The 16,161-nt window shown below is 46.6% G+C and carries 20 protein-coding genes; 5 read left to right on the plus strand and 15 right to left on the minus strand.

Annotated elements, in window-relative coordinates; translation table 11 throughout:
• Positions 1 to 104: 104 nt before the first annotated feature.
• Genes GKD17_RS13255 through GKD17_RS13285 form a run of 7 tightly spaced genes read right to left on the minus strand, consistent with a single transcriptional unit; the run spans position 105 to position 6,630 of the window.
• Complete coding sequence (locus GKD17_RS13255) at positions 105 to 812, minus strand: flavodoxin family protein (RefSeq protein ID WP_007833482.1); 708 nt, start codon at positions 810 to 812, stop codon at positions 105 to 107.
• Between the two features lie 6 nt (positions 813 to 818).
• Positions 819 to 2,000: an iron-containing alcohol dehydrogenase gene (locus GKD17_RS13260; protein ID WP_007833481.1), complete on the minus strand. Its 1,182-nt coding sequence runs from the start codon at positions 1,998 to 2,000 to the stop codon at positions 819 to 821.
• 18 nt (positions 2,001 to 2,018) lie between these two features.
• Positions 2,019 to 2,354, minus strand: a complete 336-nt coding sequence (locus tag GKD17_RS13265; RefSeq protein WP_007833480.1) for a TIGR04076 family protein — start codon at positions 2,352 to 2,354, stop codon at positions 2,019 to 2,021.
• 11 nt (positions 2,355 to 2,365) lie between these two features.
• Positions 2,366 to 3,847 (minus strand): aldo/keto reductase, encoded by a 1,482-nt coding sequence (locus tag GKD17_RS13270; RefSeq protein WP_007833479.1) that lies wholly within the window; start codon positions 3,845 to 3,847, stop codon positions 2,366 to 2,368.
• Positions 3,848 to 3,854: 7 nt separating this feature from the next.
• The gene (locus tag GKD17_RS13275) at positions 3,855 to 4,907 is read right to left on the minus strand and encodes an alpha/beta hydrolase (protein ID WP_007833478.1); all 1,053 of its coding nucleotides are present in this window, start codon (positions 4,905 to 4,907) and stop codon (positions 3,855 to 3,857) included.
• Complete coding sequence (locus tag GKD17_RS13280) at positions 4,900 to 5,475, minus strand: sugar O-acetyltransferase (RefSeq protein WP_007833476.1); 576 nt, start codon at positions 5,473 to 5,475, stop codon at positions 4,900 to 4,902. The genes GKD17_RS13275 and GKD17_RS13280 overlap by 8 nt, the downstream gene beginning before the upstream one ends.
• 12 nt (positions 5,476 to 5,487) lie before the next feature.
• Positions 5,488 to 6,630, minus strand: coding sequence for an NAD(P)-dependent alcohol dehydrogenase (locus GKD17_RS13285; protein WP_007833474.1), 1,143 nt, complete (start codon positions 6,628 to 6,630; stop codon positions 5,488 to 5,490).
• Between the two features lie 263 nt (positions 6,631 to 6,893).
• Between GKD17_RS13285 and GKD17_RS13290 the strand changes: the two genes are divergently transcribed.
• Positions 6,894 to 7,805, plus strand: coding sequence for a helix-turn-helix domain-containing protein (locus GKD17_RS13290; RefSeq protein ID WP_007833472.1), 912 nt, complete (start codon positions 6,894 to 6,896; stop codon positions 7,803 to 7,805).
• A 101-nt stretch (positions 7,806 to 7,906) separates the two neighbouring features.
• Here the strand turns inward: GKD17_RS13290 and GKD17_RS13295 are convergent, their stop codons facing one another.
• From GKD17_RS13295 to GKD17_RS13310, 4 genes are all read right to left on the minus strand, one after another.
• Positions 7,907 to 8,131, minus strand: coding sequence for a hypothetical protein (locus tag GKD17_RS13295; RefSeq protein ID WP_007833471.1), 225 nt, complete (start codon positions 8,129 to 8,131; stop codon positions 7,907 to 7,909).
• Positions 8,132 to 8,237: 106 nt separating this feature from the next.
• Positions 8,238 to 9,134 (minus strand): SDR family NAD(P)-dependent oxidoreductase, encoded by an 897-nt coding sequence (locus GKD17_RS13300; protein WP_032935869.1) that lies wholly within the window; start codon positions 9,132 to 9,134, stop codon positions 8,238 to 8,240.
• Between the two features lie 10 nt (positions 9,135 to 9,144).
• Entirely contained in the window at positions 9,145 to 9,477 is a 333-nt protein-coding gene (locus tag GKD17_RS13305; protein WP_007833467.1) for a hypothetical protein, read from the minus strand.
• Positions 9,478 to 9,486: 9 nt separating this feature from the next.
• The gene (locus tag GKD17_RS13310; protein ID WP_032935867.1) at positions 9,487 to 9,840 is read right to left on the minus strand and encodes a hypothetical protein; all 354 of its coding nucleotides are present in this window, start codon (positions 9,838 to 9,840) and stop codon (positions 9,487 to 9,489) included.
• Between the two features lie 130 nt (positions 9,841 to 9,970).
• Here GKD17_RS13310 and GKD17_RS13315 point away from each other — a divergent pair, with 130 nt between their 5' ends.
• Together GKD17_RS13315 and GKD17_RS13320 are read left to right on the plus strand one after the other, a co-directional pair.
• Positions 9,971 to 10,177 carry a hypothetical protein gene (locus tag GKD17_RS13315; protein WP_157442404.1) on the plus strand — a complete coding sequence of 69 codons (207 nt, stop codon included), beginning with the start codon at positions 9,971 to 9,973 and terminating at the stop codon, positions 10,175 to 10,177.
• 1 nt (position 10,178) lies between these two features.
• On the plus strand, positions 10,179 to 10,883 hold the full coding sequence (locus GKD17_RS13320; protein WP_007833461.1) for a helix-turn-helix domain-containing protein: 705 nt from the start codon (positions 10,179 to 10,181) through the stop codon (positions 10,881 to 10,883).
• A gap of 703 nt (positions 10,884 to 11,586) precedes the next feature.
• Here the strand turns inward: GKD17_RS13320 and GKD17_RS13325 are convergent.
• The gene (locus GKD17_RS13325) at positions 11,587 to 12,513 is read right to left on the minus strand and encodes a tyrosine-type recombinase/integrase (RefSeq protein WP_007833457.1); all 927 of its coding nucleotides are present in this window, start codon (positions 12,511 to 12,513) and stop codon (positions 11,587 to 11,589) included.
• Positions 12,514 to 12,642: 129 nt separating this feature from the next.
• Between GKD17_RS13325 and GKD17_RS13330 the strand changes: the two genes are divergently transcribed.
• Positions 12,643 to 13,755 (plus strand): restriction endonuclease subunit S, encoded by a 1,113-nt coding sequence (locus tag GKD17_RS13330; RefSeq protein ID WP_235778222.1) that lies wholly within the window; start codon positions 12,643 to 12,645, stop codon positions 13,753 to 13,755.
• On the opposite strand, the gene GKD17_RS13335 is transcribed toward GKD17_RS13330, so the two are convergent.
• The gene (locus tag GKD17_RS13335) at positions 13,748 to 14,191 is read right to left on the minus strand and encodes a restriction endonuclease subunit S (RefSeq protein WP_007833453.1); all 444 of its coding nucleotides are present in this window, start codon (positions 14,189 to 14,191) and stop codon (positions 13,748 to 13,750) included. The two genes, GKD17_RS13330 and GKD17_RS13335, sit on opposite strands and share 8 nt — an antisense overlap.
• 238 nt (positions 14,192 to 14,429) lie before the next feature.
• On the opposite strand from GKD17_RS13335, the gene GKD17_RS13340 reads away from it, so the two are divergent.
• The gene (locus tag GKD17_RS13340; protein ID WP_007833452.1) at positions 14,430 to 14,951 is read left to right on the plus strand and encodes a restriction endonuclease subunit S; all 522 of its coding nucleotides are present in this window, start codon (positions 14,430 to 14,432) and stop codon (positions 14,949 to 14,951) included.
• Here GKD17_RS13340 and GKD17_RS13345 read toward each other — a convergent pair.
• Together GKD17_RS13345 and GKD17_RS13350 are read right to left on the minus strand one after the other, a co-directional pair.
• Entirely contained in the window at positions 14,944 to 15,441 is a 498-nt protein-coding gene (locus GKD17_RS13345) for a restriction endonuclease subunit S (protein ID WP_080549506.1), read from the minus strand. The two genes, GKD17_RS13340 and GKD17_RS13345, sit on opposite strands and share 8 nt — an antisense overlap.
• Positions 15,442 to 15,597: 156 nt before the next feature.
• On the minus strand, positions 15,598 to 16,143 hold the full coding sequence (locus tag GKD17_RS13350) for a DUF6680 family protein (protein ID WP_007833450.1): 546 nt from the start codon (positions 16,141 to 16,143) through the stop codon (positions 15,598 to 15,600).
• Positions 16,144 to 16,161 lie beyond the last annotated feature (18 nt).

Genomic DNA, 16,161 nt, shown 5'->3' on the forward strand with positions numbered 1-16,161 from the left:
CGGTAGTGAAGTGGGTTCGGTGTTGCTTCTCTTCAAAAAAAGAGAAGACTTTTTACTTTGTTCTTTCATGTCATTTTACTTGTTTATATTTTTGGCAGATGCATCTATTTTATTTTGTTTAGAATCCACGCGATATTCTGTCCGAGGTTCTTCATATTGGCGACGCCTTCCTCGTCTTTCATGGCTTCGCCAGGCAGACGCCTATAGGCGATGTTCCAATAGGTTGAACCCGCGACGAACATCTCCTTGTTGAGAAAGAAATGGTTGATCGTGTCGATGGTGTTCATGGCTCCGGCACGCCTGGCAACGGCAACCGCACCGCCTACTTTGTGCCGGAACATTCCCGGATTGGTGTCGCTCACTACGCTGGCACGCTCGATAACCGCTTTCAGCGTGGATGAAACATCAGCCGAGTAGGTTGAAGAACCGAGGATAATGGCATCGGCCTCGGTCATTTTCCGGTAGAGTTCCTGAAAAATATCATCACCGAACACGCAATTCTTCTTTCCTGCACAGGCGAAACAGGCTTTGCATGGATTGATGGTGTTGCCTGCCAACTGTATGTGTTCCGTTTCGTATCCCTCTTTTTCCAGCTCGCCCAATACAAGATTCAGCATATCCGCCGTATTGCCGTCCTTGCGTGAACTGCCATTGATTGCCAACACTTTCATCTTTCTATGCTTTTCTTCTTTTTCGGATAGTTCCAGCACATCGGCGGCATTTACGCCGCCGATGCCCAGTCCTATCCCTGCCGCTACTACACCCATCTTTTTGAGTGCTTCACGGCGGATCATACTCTTTTCATCACTCATTGCCGGTTATTTATAGGATTCAGCGAATATCCGTACTATGTCTTCGTCCGACATCTGCACCCTGTCACCCGTGAACATGATGCCCATTACATCGCGCGTATTACGCATAAAAGTCTCGAACTCATCGGGCGTGATACCATAGTCGGACATTTTCAGGTCCGCCACCCCGCAGGCTTCCTGCAAGCGGACGAGTGCCGTAATGAAATCTTCGGGCTGTGTTGCATCGGGCATACCGAGTAACTGAGCCAATTCGACGAAACGCTCGTCGCAGCCGTGATTGCGGACGAAATAGCTGAAATATGCCTTGCTGATCATAATCAATCCGGCTCCGTGCGGCAGATTGGGATGATAGGCGGAAAGCGCGTGTTCCAGCCCGTGTTCGCTGGTCAACAGCGTGAGCGTCATTACGGCTCCAGACAGGGTGTTGGCGAATGCAACACGGGTACGGGCTTCCAAATCGGAACCGTCCTTCACGGCACGCGGCAGGTATTGGGCGAGGTTGCGGATTGCCTCGTGTGCGTTCATATCGCTGGCGAGATTGGCACTGGCTGCGATGAATCCCTCCACGCTGTGGAACAGGGCATCGAAACCCTGAAAGGCCGTAAATCGAGGCGGCACGGAAAGCATCAACTCCGGATCGACGATGGCGAGGGCGGGAAAAAGCGACGGGTGCATGATAAATGCCTTTTCATTGGTTTCCTCTTTGGTAATGACGCCGCAGCCGTCCGTTTCCGATCCCGTGCCGGCGGTGGTCGTAATGGCGATGATGGGCAACAGGCGGTTTTGTATCGGTTGTCCCTTGCCGGAGCCTATAGCTACATAATCCCATAAATCGCCCTCGTTGGTTGCCAGCAACGCAATGGCTTTCGAGCAGTCCATAACGCTGCCGCCGCCCAATGCCACGAGAAAATCGGCATTGTACGCACGTGCGGCATTCGCTCCCGCTACGGAGTTGGCGACCGTCGGATTGGGCATGATGCCGTCGAATACTTCGGTTTCCACGCCTGCCCGATGCAGTTGTTCTTCGGTACGGGCGAGATAGCCGTTGTCGCGGGTGGACTTGCCGTTGGAGATGACGATCAACGCCCGTTTGCCCGGCATAGGCTGAGCGTGAAGGTTATTCAACTGTCCTGACCCGAAAAGGATACGGGTAGGAATGTACTGGTCATAACTGAGATTTGTTTTCATTGTCTTATACTTTTTCGTTTATTTTGATATAAAGGGGGATTCAACCTCCTCGTCGGTTGCTTCCAATTTGAAAAAGACGGGACGCAGACCGTCGTTGCAGCATGTAATTGCAACACCCGGCAGACGTACCCAATCATTGAAATAGAAATGCTTCGCACCATTGGCAAGAGCAAACACGTATGGATGAATGGTGCGCCACGCACCGTCGCAGAACCCTTCGGGCTTGCCCAATCCGGCATAGAACACCTGTCCTTCTTTCATTATGGAGCATGGTTGGAGTCCCGGCATTCCATAGTCGCGGGCAAAATCTTCGTTGAAAGTGGAGCGCAATACGGTTATCTTTACTTTCTTCATGGGATTTTATTTTAATACCAGTCGTGCTTCTCGTTTCTATTGAGCGCGGCTATTTGTGCCATTTCATCATCGGTCAGCGAAAAGTCGAAAATCGAGATATTCTCCTTGATATGGTCGGGATTGCTCGAACCGGGAATGACGACCACGCCCCGCTGCAAGTCCCATCGGAGGATGACCTGCGCTACCGACTTGTTGTGTCTGGCTGCGATTTCGGACAGCACCGGGTCGCTCAACAGCTCCTTTTGATGTCCGCGCCCGCCGAGGGGATACCATGCTTCGACGACGATGCCGAGGTCATGGAGGTGTTCTACTACCTCCGTGTCCTGATAATACGGGTGAACCTCATTTTGAACCAATACCGGCCTGATGTTCACTTTAGGCAGAAATTCGTCAATCTCTTTGACATAGTAACATGACACACCGATTGAGCGGATTTTGCCTGCTGCCACCTGTTTTTCCATCGCTTTGTATGCTTTCACGTCGTCCGTGCCGGGATGATGCAGCAGCATGAGGTCGATATACCCGATGTCGAGTTTTCGCAAACATTCCTCGATAGCCGCTTCGGGATTGGAATATTGGTTGGGATAGAGCTTGGTCGCCACGAAAATCTCTTCGCGCGGCATACCCGATTCTCGGATGCCTTGTCCCACCTCCTCTTCGTTGCCATAAACGGATGCCGTATCGAATTTGCGGAATCCTGAGGCTATCGCTGATTTCACAGAATTGATACAGGTTGCCCCGTGCAGGCTATAAGTTCCCAGTCCGACTATCGGCATGTCGTAGCCGCTACTTAACTTTATTGTCGGGGCATTGCCGTTTGTACCTTTCGAGAGGTCGAATATGCCCGTATTCGTATTGTCGTTGAAATTCAAATCCATACTTTTAATCCATTTTTCGATTGTTTCTTTCGATTCGTTTCCACTGAACCGCCGCCCCTGTTTCCATTCTGTTCCGGCAGCCAGACGATGCAGATCGGTGTCGCTCGCCCCGATGCCGCTGGAGTGCGAGGTGCAAAACGGAATGACAGTCTCGCCTGTAAGGTCGTGGCTTTCGAGGAAGGTGAAAATGACTTTCGGAGCCTTGCCCCACCAGATTGGATAACCGAGAAATACTACATCGTAATCGGCAAGATTCTCGCATTTGCCCTTGATGACGGGGCGTGCCGACGGGTCGTTCTGCTCGCGGTTGGCACGGGAGGACGAATTATTGTAGTTCAAATCCTCGGACGTGTAAGCCGTTTCGGGCTCGATGCGCCAGGTCGCTGCACCGATCGCCTCGACAATCCGGTCGGCAATGCCCTTTGTCGTGTTCGTGCAGGAGAAATAGACCACCAAAGCACGGACATCCGACGGAGTTGGGGCTGGATTCGGTTCCAGTTCTGGGTCAGGAACGGGCGTCGGTTCTTCAGTCTTTATCGGTTCATCTGACGGACTGCAAGCATTTGTTGTCAATAGCATACACGGTAATATCATAGATAATAACCACATTTTCATTGTCCTATTATTTGAGATTGGTTTGAAAGAATGCCTCCATTTTGTCGAACGGAATGACGGCTAAATTATCGTAAAGGTCCGTATGGCTTGCGCCGGGAATAATCATCAATTCCTTGTTATCACCTTTCAGTCTCTTGAACGCATCTTCACCGAAATAGTGCGAGTGCGCCTTCTCGCCATGAACGATCAGCACGGCATTTTCGATTTCGTCCGCACGGCTCATCAATGGGAAATTGATGAACGGGATGGCTTCCGTCGCGTTGCGTCCCTGATTGGAGTTGAGCGAGCGGGGGTGATAGCCGCGCGGGGTCTTGTAGTAGGCGTGGTAGTCCTTGAAGAACTGCGGGGCATCGGCAGGCAAGGTGTCGGGAACGCCGCCGCCCGGCTTCGGAAATCCGTTGCGGAAATCCTCCGTGCGTTGTGCCGCGAGTTTTTTGCGGAGTGCATTGCGTGCTTCGGCACTGTCATCGGCATCGAAATAGCCGTTGGCATTCACGCGGCTCATGTCGTACATTGTGGAAGCTACGGTTGCTTTGATGCGCGGGTCGGCTGCTGCGGCATTGATAGCCAGTCCTCCCCAGCCACAGATACCGATGATGCCGATCCGCTCGGAATCGACCTTATCGTTGGTCGCAAGGAAATCGACGGCAGCCGAGAAATCTTCGGTATTGATGTCGGGCGACACCACATAGCGGGGTTCGCCGCTGCTCTCGCCGGTGTAGGAGGGGTCGAAAGCGACGGTCAGAAATCCGCGTTCGGCCATCGTCTGGGCATAAAGTCCGGCGGTCTGTTCCTTGACCGCCCCGAAAGGACCGCAGACGGCGATGGCGGGCAGCTTGCCGGCAACATTTTTCGGCACATACATATCGGCCGCCAGCGTGATGCCGTAACGGTTGGTGAATGTTGCTTTGCTGTGGTTCACTTTGTCGCTTTTGGGGAATGTCTTGTCCCACTCGGCGGTTAAATTCAATTCTTTCATATCCTTTTCGTTATTTGTTCTTTGACAGGCCGCTCCCGCCAGAAGCACAATAGCAAGGAGCGCAGTAAAACTCTTATTCATGATAATCGGTTTTTATGTTTCTCAATACTTTGGCCGGTACGCCGGCGACAATAGCGTTGTCGGGTACGTCTTTCGTCACGACAGCTCCGGCGGCGACGATGGCGTTCTCGCCGACTGTAACGCCCGGAAGTATCATCGCTCCCGCGCCAATCCACGCCTTGCGGCGAATAACGACCGGTTCGGTATGCAACGTATGACGGAGTTCGGGTTCTTCGGGATGACCTTCTGTGAGGATTTTGGCTCCCGGCCCGATAAATACGCCGTCTTCAATCGTGATACCGCCTTGGTCGAGGAAGGTGCAACCGAAGTTGATGAACACCTCTTTGCCCACATGGGTCGTTTTGCCGAAAGCCGTATAGAACGGCGGGAACATACGCACGGAGGCATCCAGCGGCTGCCCCCAGATGCGTTCGAGCAGCGCCCGCACCTCGTCGTGCGAATGGTAGCCCGTGTTGAGTTCTCCGACGAGACGTCGCGTGTTCTCGATCTCCCCGCACAAACGGGGAAAGTCGGCATCCGTTTCCGTAATCCGCTCGCTGCGCCGCATTCTTTCTATTATCTCGTTCATCGTTACGTCCCCTTATTTTATCGTACTCATGTCTATTACATAGCGGAACTTCACTTTTCCGTCGGCTACATTGCGCCAAGCCTTATCTATTTCGGATGCATTCGCCTCGATGATTTCCACTTCGGGATAGATGTCGTGCGCTACCGAATAGTCGAGCATCTCCTGCGTCTCCTTAATGCCGCCGATAAGCGAACCGTACACTTTGCGCCGGGAAAGGAAAGCCATGTTTGCGATATTCAGCGTCGATTTGTCGGGAAGCCCAACGATAGCCATTTCGCCGCCCATTTTCAGCATGGCGACATATTGTATCGGCTCGTAGTTGGCAGGGATGGTGCTGATGATGAAATCGAACGTGTTGCGAAGTCCTTTCATCTCTTCAGGATTGTTCACATTCACATAGCGTGTTGCACCCATCCGGGCAGCATCGGCACGTTTCTCTTCCGTGCGGTCGAACACGGTTACATCGGCTCCCAAGTCCACCAGATACTGAACAGCCATGTGTCCCAGTCCGCCGTAACCGGCAACCGCCACCTTGTCGCCTTTCTTGACGTTGCTGAAATGGATGGGTGACCACGTGGTCACACCTGCGCACAGAAGCGGGGCGACCCGTTTCAGGTCGGCGTTTGCAGGTATTTTGATAGCAAAGTTCTCGCTTACCACAATATTGTCCGAGTAACCGCCCATCGCCATTTCGCCGTCGTGGTAGATGTCTTTGGAATTGTAGGTAAAGGTCGTACCTTTTTCGCAGAACTGCTCCTTGTGCATTTCGCAAGAGGAACAGTGACCGCAGGCATTGACCATGCAGCCGACACCTGCCAAATCGCCGACCTTGAATTTCGTGACATTCTTGCCGACTTTCGCCACTCGTCCGGCGATTTCATGTCCCGGAATCATGGGATAAGAAGCGTATAATCCCTGTTCCTGCTGTTCGTCCCATGCGGCGTGCAGGTCGCTGTGGCAGATACCGGCGTACAGGATTTTAATCTGAATGTCGTTGTCGCCGATAGCATGGCGGGTAAACTCGTAAGGATGGAAGGTGTCCTCCGCGGAGAACATGGCGAATCCCTTTGCTGGAACACGCTCGTTCTGGTTTTGTGCGACGGCCGAAGCGAAGAAGGCAAACACCGTCATGGTTGTAATTACTATCCGTTTCATATTTGCTTGATTTTGAACTGTTATTTTATACGATGCAAAAATAGGAGCTCGTATCGAGCTCGCCGGTACCTTTCTTACGGACAGAAGTACCCCAATTACGGGTTTTGTTAGAAACGTTTCGTTATGATAATCAATAAAGTACCCGGCTTACGGGTAAAAGTACCCGAATTACGTGTTTTGCTCTATGACGCTTTTATTATCGGGGAAAATGTATTTCCTTTGTACTGAAAATAAGGATATGATAGAAAAGCATTTATAGAATTATGAATACGGAAGATATAATCAAAGCGGACACCATCGAGCAGTATAACCGTTTTTTCGGGTTCGAGACACGCCACCCGTTGGTCGGCATCGTGCATTTCGACGGCTCCGTGCCGCAACCGACGCACCGGATGACGCTGGGATTTTATGCGTTGTTCCTTAAAAAGGCGACAGGTTGCATTATCAACTATGGAAAAACGGTCTACGATTTCGACGACGAAACGGTCGTGAGTTTCGCTCCGGGTCAGACGGTAGGTATCCATCGGCTGGAAGACGGCCCTGCACCGGAAGCCATCGGATTGCTGTTCCATCCCGATTTCCTGCATCGCACTTCACTGGGGCAGAAGATGAAGCAGTATTCGTTTTTCTCGTATGCTTCCAACGAGGCTTTGCACCTTTCGACAGAGGAGCGTATCATCTTGCAAGATTATATGGAAAAGGTTGTCCGTGAGTTGCAGCATCCCATCGACAAGTTCTCCAAATCGCTGATTATTTCCAACATCGAGGTGCTGCTCAACTACTGTATGCGCTTTTACGAACGTCAGTTCATCACCCGCGAGGATATGAATCACGATGCGTTGGCGCGTTTCGAGCGGTTGCTGGACGATTACCTCTATTCGGATACGGCGGCGAGGGAAGGAATCCCGACCGTGAAATATTTCGCCGACAAGATTTGCCTTTCGCCCAACTATTTCGGAGATTTGGTAAAGTCGGAAACAGGGAAAACAGCACAGGAGTATATCCAACTGAAAATGATTGCCGTTGCCAAAGAGCGGATGCTCGACCCGGCAGGAACAATCAAGCAGATTGCTGAATCGCTGGGATTCCAGCATCCGCAGCATTTTGTCCGCTTCTTCAAACGTCAGGAAGGGTGTACACCGAAAGAGTTCAGGAATAGGATGACAGCTTCCTGAAACACAGAAAAAGCCGCTTGAATCTGCTGTTCAAGCGGCTTTTTTATAGTTCGGATATTTCATGCACCAATATTGTTCTAAATTGGATAATCTTCTCGCTTCTATATTTTCAGTTCCTTGATGATTCTTTTTATTCCGCAAATGACCGCTGTTTTGTTGTTTCTGACAGCGGAGAGTGCCGATGAAAGACTGGAAGCGGAAATGAACCGTGTCCCGTCTTTGGATTTCAGGAACCGCCCTTTGTCGAGAATCCTGGCGATTCTGTCCTGCGACACGGGCAGGTCGAGTTCCTGCGAGATGGTGCGGATAAGGGATTTCTTATTCATAATTAACCGATTCGACAACTAAATTTCAGACAACTCCGGTTTGTGTTTTGCAAATCGGGTATCCTGCTTTTCATGCCTTCGGATTTTCCACCCTTCATGCTTCGATTCATTGAAAAAACGCCTGCGTATCGACTTCAGACTCTTCGGGAGGGAACGCGGTGGCGCAGGACACCTCACGCCATGCCTCGACATCCTTTCGCTGTGCCTCGTGGTGCGTTTCGAGCGTCTCGATGGCATCCGCACCTACGGGCAGATGCAGGGGCGGATTTTCACTGTCGGCCGCTTTCACGACCAGTCTTCCCAACACTTCGGGATTGCCCGGCTCTCGACCGTTCATGTATTTCACGAAACCGCTCATCCGCTCCCGGAATGCGTCGTAGTCCGCAATGGGTCGTGCGGGAAGATGATAGGCGGAATTGAAATTCATGAAATCCGTGCGGAACAGGCCGGGAGCGACGATCGTAACCCGGATGCCGAATTGTTCCGTCTCGAACGCAAGTGCCTCGGAGAACCCCGTAACGGCGAATTTGCTCGTGTGGTAAATGGATGGTCCGACACCCGAATATCCCGCAGCGGACGAAACATTGAAGATGTGTCCGGCATGTTGTCTGCGCATGACCGGTAAAACGGCACGGGTAACGCGCATCAGTCCGAACAGATTGGTCTCGAATACGTCACGAATCTGCCGCTCGTCCGACTCCTCGAAGTAGGTGAATTGTCCGTGACCGGCGTTGTTTACCAATACGTCGATGCGTCCGAAGCGCTTCACGACCGCTTCGGCCATCCGGTCGAACGCCGCCTGTTCGGGATTCGTCACATCCAACGCATACGGAAGCAGCCGCACTACCCCGTCTTCGATATGCGTCGTTATTTCTCCGCTGCGCGAGACCGCCGCCACGCAATGCCCGGCGGCGAGCGCCGCCTCCATAATGGCATGTCCCATGCCGCGAGATGCTCCCGTAATCAGCCAGACTTTGGCTGTAGTATGTTGTTCGCTATTCATTATTTCCTGTTTATAAAAAGTTTGCAAAACCAATCAGCACACACGCTGTCAGCAAGACAGCGATTTTCCAAACTGACGCCTTTTCCTTGTAGAGAAAAACGCCGACGAAAATCATCACGAGCGGTGAAAATGCCCCGTTGAGCGGTATGAGAAAGCTCAACTCGACTCCCGAATCGATAATGCGGTTCATCAATACGAGGCATATCACCTGCATCAGTATAGACAGAGCCGTCGGTATCGGTCGGGTAAATCCCTGTGTCCGCGGCCAGATTGCCGTTGCCCCCAGAGAGAACATCGTTGCAATCAAAAATAGTCCGATTGTGGTTGTAGATAGGCTGTCCATGATGTCTGCTTATTTCATTTTACCTGCTATGCCTATCAGGGCGCAGGCCACGACAAGCAGCATGATTTTCAATACCGATACACTTTCCCCGTACACGAATATTCCCAGCATGCTCACGACAAGCGGCATGACTGCTGAACCTAACGGTATCAGAAAACTGAGCGCGACACCTTTGTAAAGCATCCGGCAAAAAAGCAACGAGCCGAGCAATAAGGTCAGAATGGAGGCCAGTGTGGGCCAGAACTTCGTATAGCCGGTCGTCAGCGGAAAGAGGGACATGCCGACAATTTGCAGCACGATGGCTCCCGAAAAAAGCAATACGGTCGTCGGCGACGCCGTTTTTTGATGTTCGATTCGTTTCATGCGGATTTTCATTTATTTTTCGACAAATGTAGCGGTTATGCCAAACATACAGGATAAACAAATCCGTGTTTGTGTGATATGAATCCGTGATAATGATGCGATAATCCGCATTTTACATTACTTTTGCCGAATGAAGGACAAAAACGGAATCATACATTGCAAAACACCGCAGGAGTTCAACCGCATCATCGGAGTCAAGACCTATCATCCGTTGATTTCTGTTGTCGACTTCTCGCAAATCGCCGAATACAGCCATCCGCAAGGCTGGAAGCAGGACTATTATGTCATAGCACTCTGCCCGAGGAAACTCATCGTGCGGTGTGAAATACGGTCGTAACATGTACGATTACTCGGACGGTACGCTGGTCTTTACCAGCCCGGGACAGACGGTAGTTTTTCAGGAGTACGGAGAACCGTTCCGGCCGGCAGAGGACAATTGGGCCGTCATGGTGCATCCCGATTTCATCCGGGGTACGGCACTGGGGCACGACATCGGAAATTATGTATTCTTTTCGTATGAACTCCACGAGGCGTTGCACCTGTCGGAAGAGGAAATCGGACATGTGTTGGGTATTTTTCGTCACATCGAACGGGAGCTTCGACAACGCATCGACGAACATACACCTGAAATAGCATGTGCCTCCATCGGCTTGCTGCTGAGCTATTGCCGCAGATTCTACGACCGGCAGTTCAAGATGAGGCATCGGGACAACATGGATATCGTAAGCCGGTTCGAGAAACTGCTCCGCGATTATTTCCATTCCGATTCCCTCTCGAAAAACGGGTTGCCGACCGTGAAATATTTTGCCGACCGACTGAATCTATCGTCCGACTATCTAACCGCCGTGCTTCAACGCGAAACGGGTATGAATACCCGAAAACATATCCAGAATCGAATGATTGAGACGGCGAAAGACAAACTGGCACTGGATGAACGCCCGATAAGCCAGATTGCATACGAGCTGGGATTCGAGTATCCCCAATACTTTACCCGCCTGTTCAAACGACAGACGGGAATGACGCCGGCGGAATATCGCAGATGAAAGTAGTGCCGGTACAGCGTTTTCAAGGAGTACCCGATTATATGCTATCGAACCTACAGGGTTGAGGATTAAGCCATATTTTGTCCCCGACCGCTATACCGAGCGTTCATGTGCTGTTGGGGTTATTTCGTCCGAGGCGGCACAAAGACGATTTGTTTTGAACCGTTTGAAGCGGTATACTCTCCTAAGCGGGCGAAGTAGAACCGGCGAGGCGGAATGTCTTTGACGACGAAGGACCCGAATCTGGTAAATTCACTCAAATTTCTACAAGAATATAGATTGGCTATAGCCAAAGATACGCAGGAACAAGCCGAAAAATTTGGGCAGACCGTCCTTGTTAAGTTCCTTCAACAGATTCAAGACAAATGTAATGAAACAGAACGGAAAATCAGCAAAGCAAACAGATATATTTCAATATCATACACTGCATTCTATATCTTGATCATCATATTGGTAGCACTATCTTCTTTTTTCGTCAGCATAATTGTAGCAAATGTCGAAATATTACATTCAATGTCTGATTTGGAAAGCTATTGCCTGCTGTACCCTTATTGCTGTTATAGGAATTGTCATGGCGATAGCCGTGCCGAAAATCCTAGATAAGTAAAAATGAAAGAGTCTCAACCGAATAAGCTATCATCGGTTGAGACTATACTTGAAGTATCATCGTTAATCGCTCAAAGCTACACTCAACAGTAATATTTTATTTGCCAAGCGATTTGAACATCTTGGCGATGCAACGCTTTTTCTGTTCCATATTGGGATGCACATAGAGATTTAGGGTGGTACTGATGTTGGAATGCCCCAATAGTACACTTACTGTTTTGTAATCGCAGTTGCTTTCTATGCAACGAGTGGCAAAGCTGTGGCGCAGACCGTGATATTTCAACTTGGGAATGCCAAGTTGCTCCATCAAGCGTTTGTAGTAGTTTCGGTAGGTTCTTGGTTCAGTGGGAGAAGGCTCGTTGGTCAGCACATAGTAATCAGTATTAACAATCTTTTTCAGTGGTTTGACCATTGAAATAAGTTCTTTGCTCATTGGAATCTCTCGGCAAGAGTTTTTGGTTTTTGGAGTATTGATGACAAGCTTGGTGTGCTTTTTGTCACCCTCAATCACATAAATGCGTTCAATGGTTCGCTGTACACTGATGGTTCCGGCTTCTATGTCTATGTCGCTCCATCGAAGCGCACAGACTTCTCCGATGCGCAGCCCTGTACTTAGGCTTATATAAATGCCCAAGTTTCGGAACGTAAAGTTTTGCCGGATATAATCCAAAATTTTCTTGTGGTTCGCTACAGTGAGTACTTCCAACTCCTTGTTTGTTTCAGTAGACGGGTATTTGATTTCCCATTCGCAATAGCTCATCCATTCGTTTTTTACTCCGAACTTCATCACCATTTTAAGCACGATAAGAATATCCTTTACGGATTTAGCACTCATACCTGCATTGAGATTTTGTAGCACAAATGTTTGTACGGATTTCTCACTAAGAGTATCGTCATTGCCAAAATATGGCAAAATGTGATTCTCCAAAATTAGCATATAAGCTGCAAAAGTTGATTGTTTCACATACGGTCGCTTGTCTTCTCGCCAAGCATCCGCAATTTCTCTAATTGTCTTTTTGGTCATAATCACTTTTTATTAGGTGTTTATAATTAGAGAAATATAGTCCTCAATGTTCCAAATTTGAGATTCCCGGAGTTTACGGGGGAGTGGGAGAAGTATCCTCTGACCGATTTTATGAGTTTCAAAAATGGGATGAACCCTGATGCTAAACGATTTGGAAGTGGCACTAAGTTTATTTCCGTAATGGATATTCTTAACAATCAATATATCTGCTATGATAATATTCGTGCATCGGTAGAACTTCAAGAAGGTGATTTAGATACTTATGGCGTAAACTATGGAGATATTGTATTTCAACGTAGTTCTGAAACATTAGAAGATGTTGGTCAAGCGAATGTTTATCTTGACTGCAAACCTGCGATATTTGGTGGTTTCGTTATCCGTGGAAAAAGTAAAGGAAACTATAATCCGTTATTTCTTCGTTATCTTTTAGCCTCGCCAACAGCCAGAAAAAGAATAATCGTTAAAGGAGCCGGTGCTCAGCATTTCAATATTAGTCAAGATGGGCTTAGTAAGGTCGTTATTGATGTTCCAAATATAGATGAGCAAGAGAAAGTAGGTAAACTTTTGCAATGTATAGATGAACGCATCGCTACTCAAAACAAAATCATTGACAAGCTACAATCCTTAATCAGCGGAATTATACAGAATGCTATTCAAAAAGGACTGAATGATAATACATGGAAGATGATATATCTTTCCAAATTGCTTACTGAACGTAAGGAGAAAAATAGCAATGGATATGAAGTAAACTCTGTGTCTGTTTCTGAGGGTGTTATAAACCAAATTGAATATCTCGGACGTTCTTTTGCAGCAAGTGATACTTCTAAATATAATGTTGTCAGATATGGAGATATTGTTTACACAAAATCTCCTACTGGCAATTTTCCTTATGGAATCATCAAGCAAAGCTTTCAAAAACACCCAGTTGCTGTTTCTCCTCTATATGGAGTTTATGAGCCTTATTCTAATGAAGCTGGATGCTTTTTGCATTATTACTTTCTATCTTCAATTGTAACAACAAACTACCTTAGTCCGCTTATTCAGAAAGGGGCAAAAAACACTATCAACATAAGCAACCAGACTTTTCTCAATAATATGGTACCATATCCTAAAGAAGAAGTAGGTATTAGACCAATAGCAGCGTTATTGCGTAATGTACAAATCAAACTCAACATAGAGAGGTTGTCGTTAGTTTTGCTCGAACAACAGAAGACATATCTATTGCGAAGTATGTTCATATAAACATTGACCCTAATAGATATTGCTTTTGCTCTTGATAATTCAATAATAGTTTTCGCTCTGTCTCCAATTTGCTTGATAAAGCATTGAGAGTTCGAGCGATTTCTTTTTGGTTCTCAAAAGTTGGCAGTGAAAATTTCTTCTTCATGAAGTCATTTTTTTGAAGATTAAATCGTGTACTTCCTTGTGCCAACGGATATATGAATTTTCTGAAAACGCTATTTGATACGAGGTAAGCTAAATATGGTGAATATACTTTATTGGTGGCTGTCATATGCAGTCCAAAACAAAAGCTGTTAAGATAATATTTATCACTTTCACCAAGGTAAACAGCACCTATACCTACCTCATCAGGAGTTTCGGACGATAGAGTAAACAGCAAATCGCCATAAAGAAGAGTATTCTGTTTCTCATTATCGCCTATTACAACGTAATCCACCTGTTCCTCATTGACGATACTATTGCTGTAAATATTGAGATATGTAATATATGGTTTACCCTTGCCAAAATCATCTCCGCTCTTGCCTGATAATCCTGAGTATGAAGTTCCCAGCTCCTCAAATGAAGTTGATGAACCACCAACTTGCAGATGAAGAAAATCATTTAGTCCGCTGATTAAGGATTCATATTAAGTAATTGAGTACATTACTGATACAGCCTCCTTAATTAAAGGGCTTGTGGTTACACTAACGACTAAAGAAAAGCCAAATACTGCAATTTCTCAATGTTTGGAGTGCCATAGTTCCACACTTCAAGAAAGCGAGATTTTGCCTAATGGATTCTATAAGGTGTTTGGTGCAAATGGTTTGGTTGGTTATACCAATACTGCTCAAATGAATGGTGATGCAATATTGATAATCAAAGATGGTTCGAGTGTTGGTACAACCTCATATGTACAGGGAGAGTTTTCCGTAATAGGTACGCTCAACTATCTTACATCCAAGGGCAACCATGATTTGCGGTATCTGTACTTTGCGCTATCAGCGTTCAACTTCCAACCATACAAAACAGGAATGGCGATACCACATATCTACTTCAAAGACTATGGTAAAGCGAAAATATATTGTCCTTTACTTGCTGAACAAAAGCGTGTGGCAAATGTACTTGGCAAATTGGAGAGCAAACTTTTTGTTGAGAAAAAACTTCTTGCATCATTTGACATACAAAAACAGTATTTGTTGGAACAGATGTTTATATGAACATCTGCCTCAATAGATATTGTTTCTGTATTTGATATTTCTGTAATAATTGCTTTTCAATATCTTCTTTAAGCGATAACGATGAAAGAGCATGGCTAATGTCCTTTTGCTTATCTAAATCAGGTATAGGGCATTTTATGTGATTTATATCCTTTAGATAGGCTGTTTTCATAGTACCTTCTGTTACAACTCGTTCAACTTCTTTTTGAAAATAGGAGGAACGCATAAAGTAATAAAGATACTCAACATCAATGTTAGAATTAGGGATAATTCCTAAAATTCCTTGCTTGGTACAGATTGGATATTTGTTTATAGAAATAGCTCCAATTGTTGCTCCATTAGAATAGATAATGGAGTTTGCAGGGATTAGCCATGCTGAAGATTTTTTGAGTCCTAACTCTGTAATATAATCTTTGTTAGCCACTAAATACTTATTACTCAAATCGTCTATTTTTATAAAAGGTATATTGCCATTTTTATAAAATTCGATATTTGATGTAGTAGGTGTACCACCCTCACCAGCCTTACTATATAGTGTTTCAAATGCTACAAATCACACACACTGCGAAGTTATAATATCATCTATAAGCCCTTTAATTAAGGATAAAAAATCAACAATTTTACAGAAGGAGAACATCCATATTCTTTAATCACCTTGCTGTTCCATCAACTCCTTATAGTGCTGTTCATATTCTTCATCTGTAAAACTTTCGGCACAACTTTTGGAGCGAGTTAAAATTCGTAGATTCTCTTGAAATAATATTTCCTGTCGGCTCATTTGAGAACCAAAATATTTAGGTGAATAAAATCTATCAATCTCAGTTTGCTTCAAATTTTTATACCCGAGAGAAACGGCCATTTCTGAAAGTAAGTCAAGTCTAAAAGAATTACTACTATCAAAATGAGGTGATTTTTCGTTTAAACTATCTAAATATTCTCTCCATGCATGTCGGACTTTTTTATTTTCTTGAAATACGACATCTATTGTATTTAATGCATCAACCCATTCTTTTGTTATTGGGGCTGATTTTCGATCTGCCATTAATGTAAGGAAAACTCTTAATTGAGCATCTTTTTTGGCTTTTCTATCTTGGTATTTTATTCCTAATATCCAAACAATAATTGGAATAATAGCAACAGCAATAATTTGACCGATGCCGATAATGATTTGTATATATTCTGTTGTACTCATAACGCATAAATTTAATGC

The organism is Phocaeicola dorei, from assembly GCF_013009555.1.
Classification (GTDB): Bacteria; Bacteroidota; Bacteroidia; order Bacteroidales; family Bacteroidaceae; genus Phocaeicola; species Phocaeicola dorei.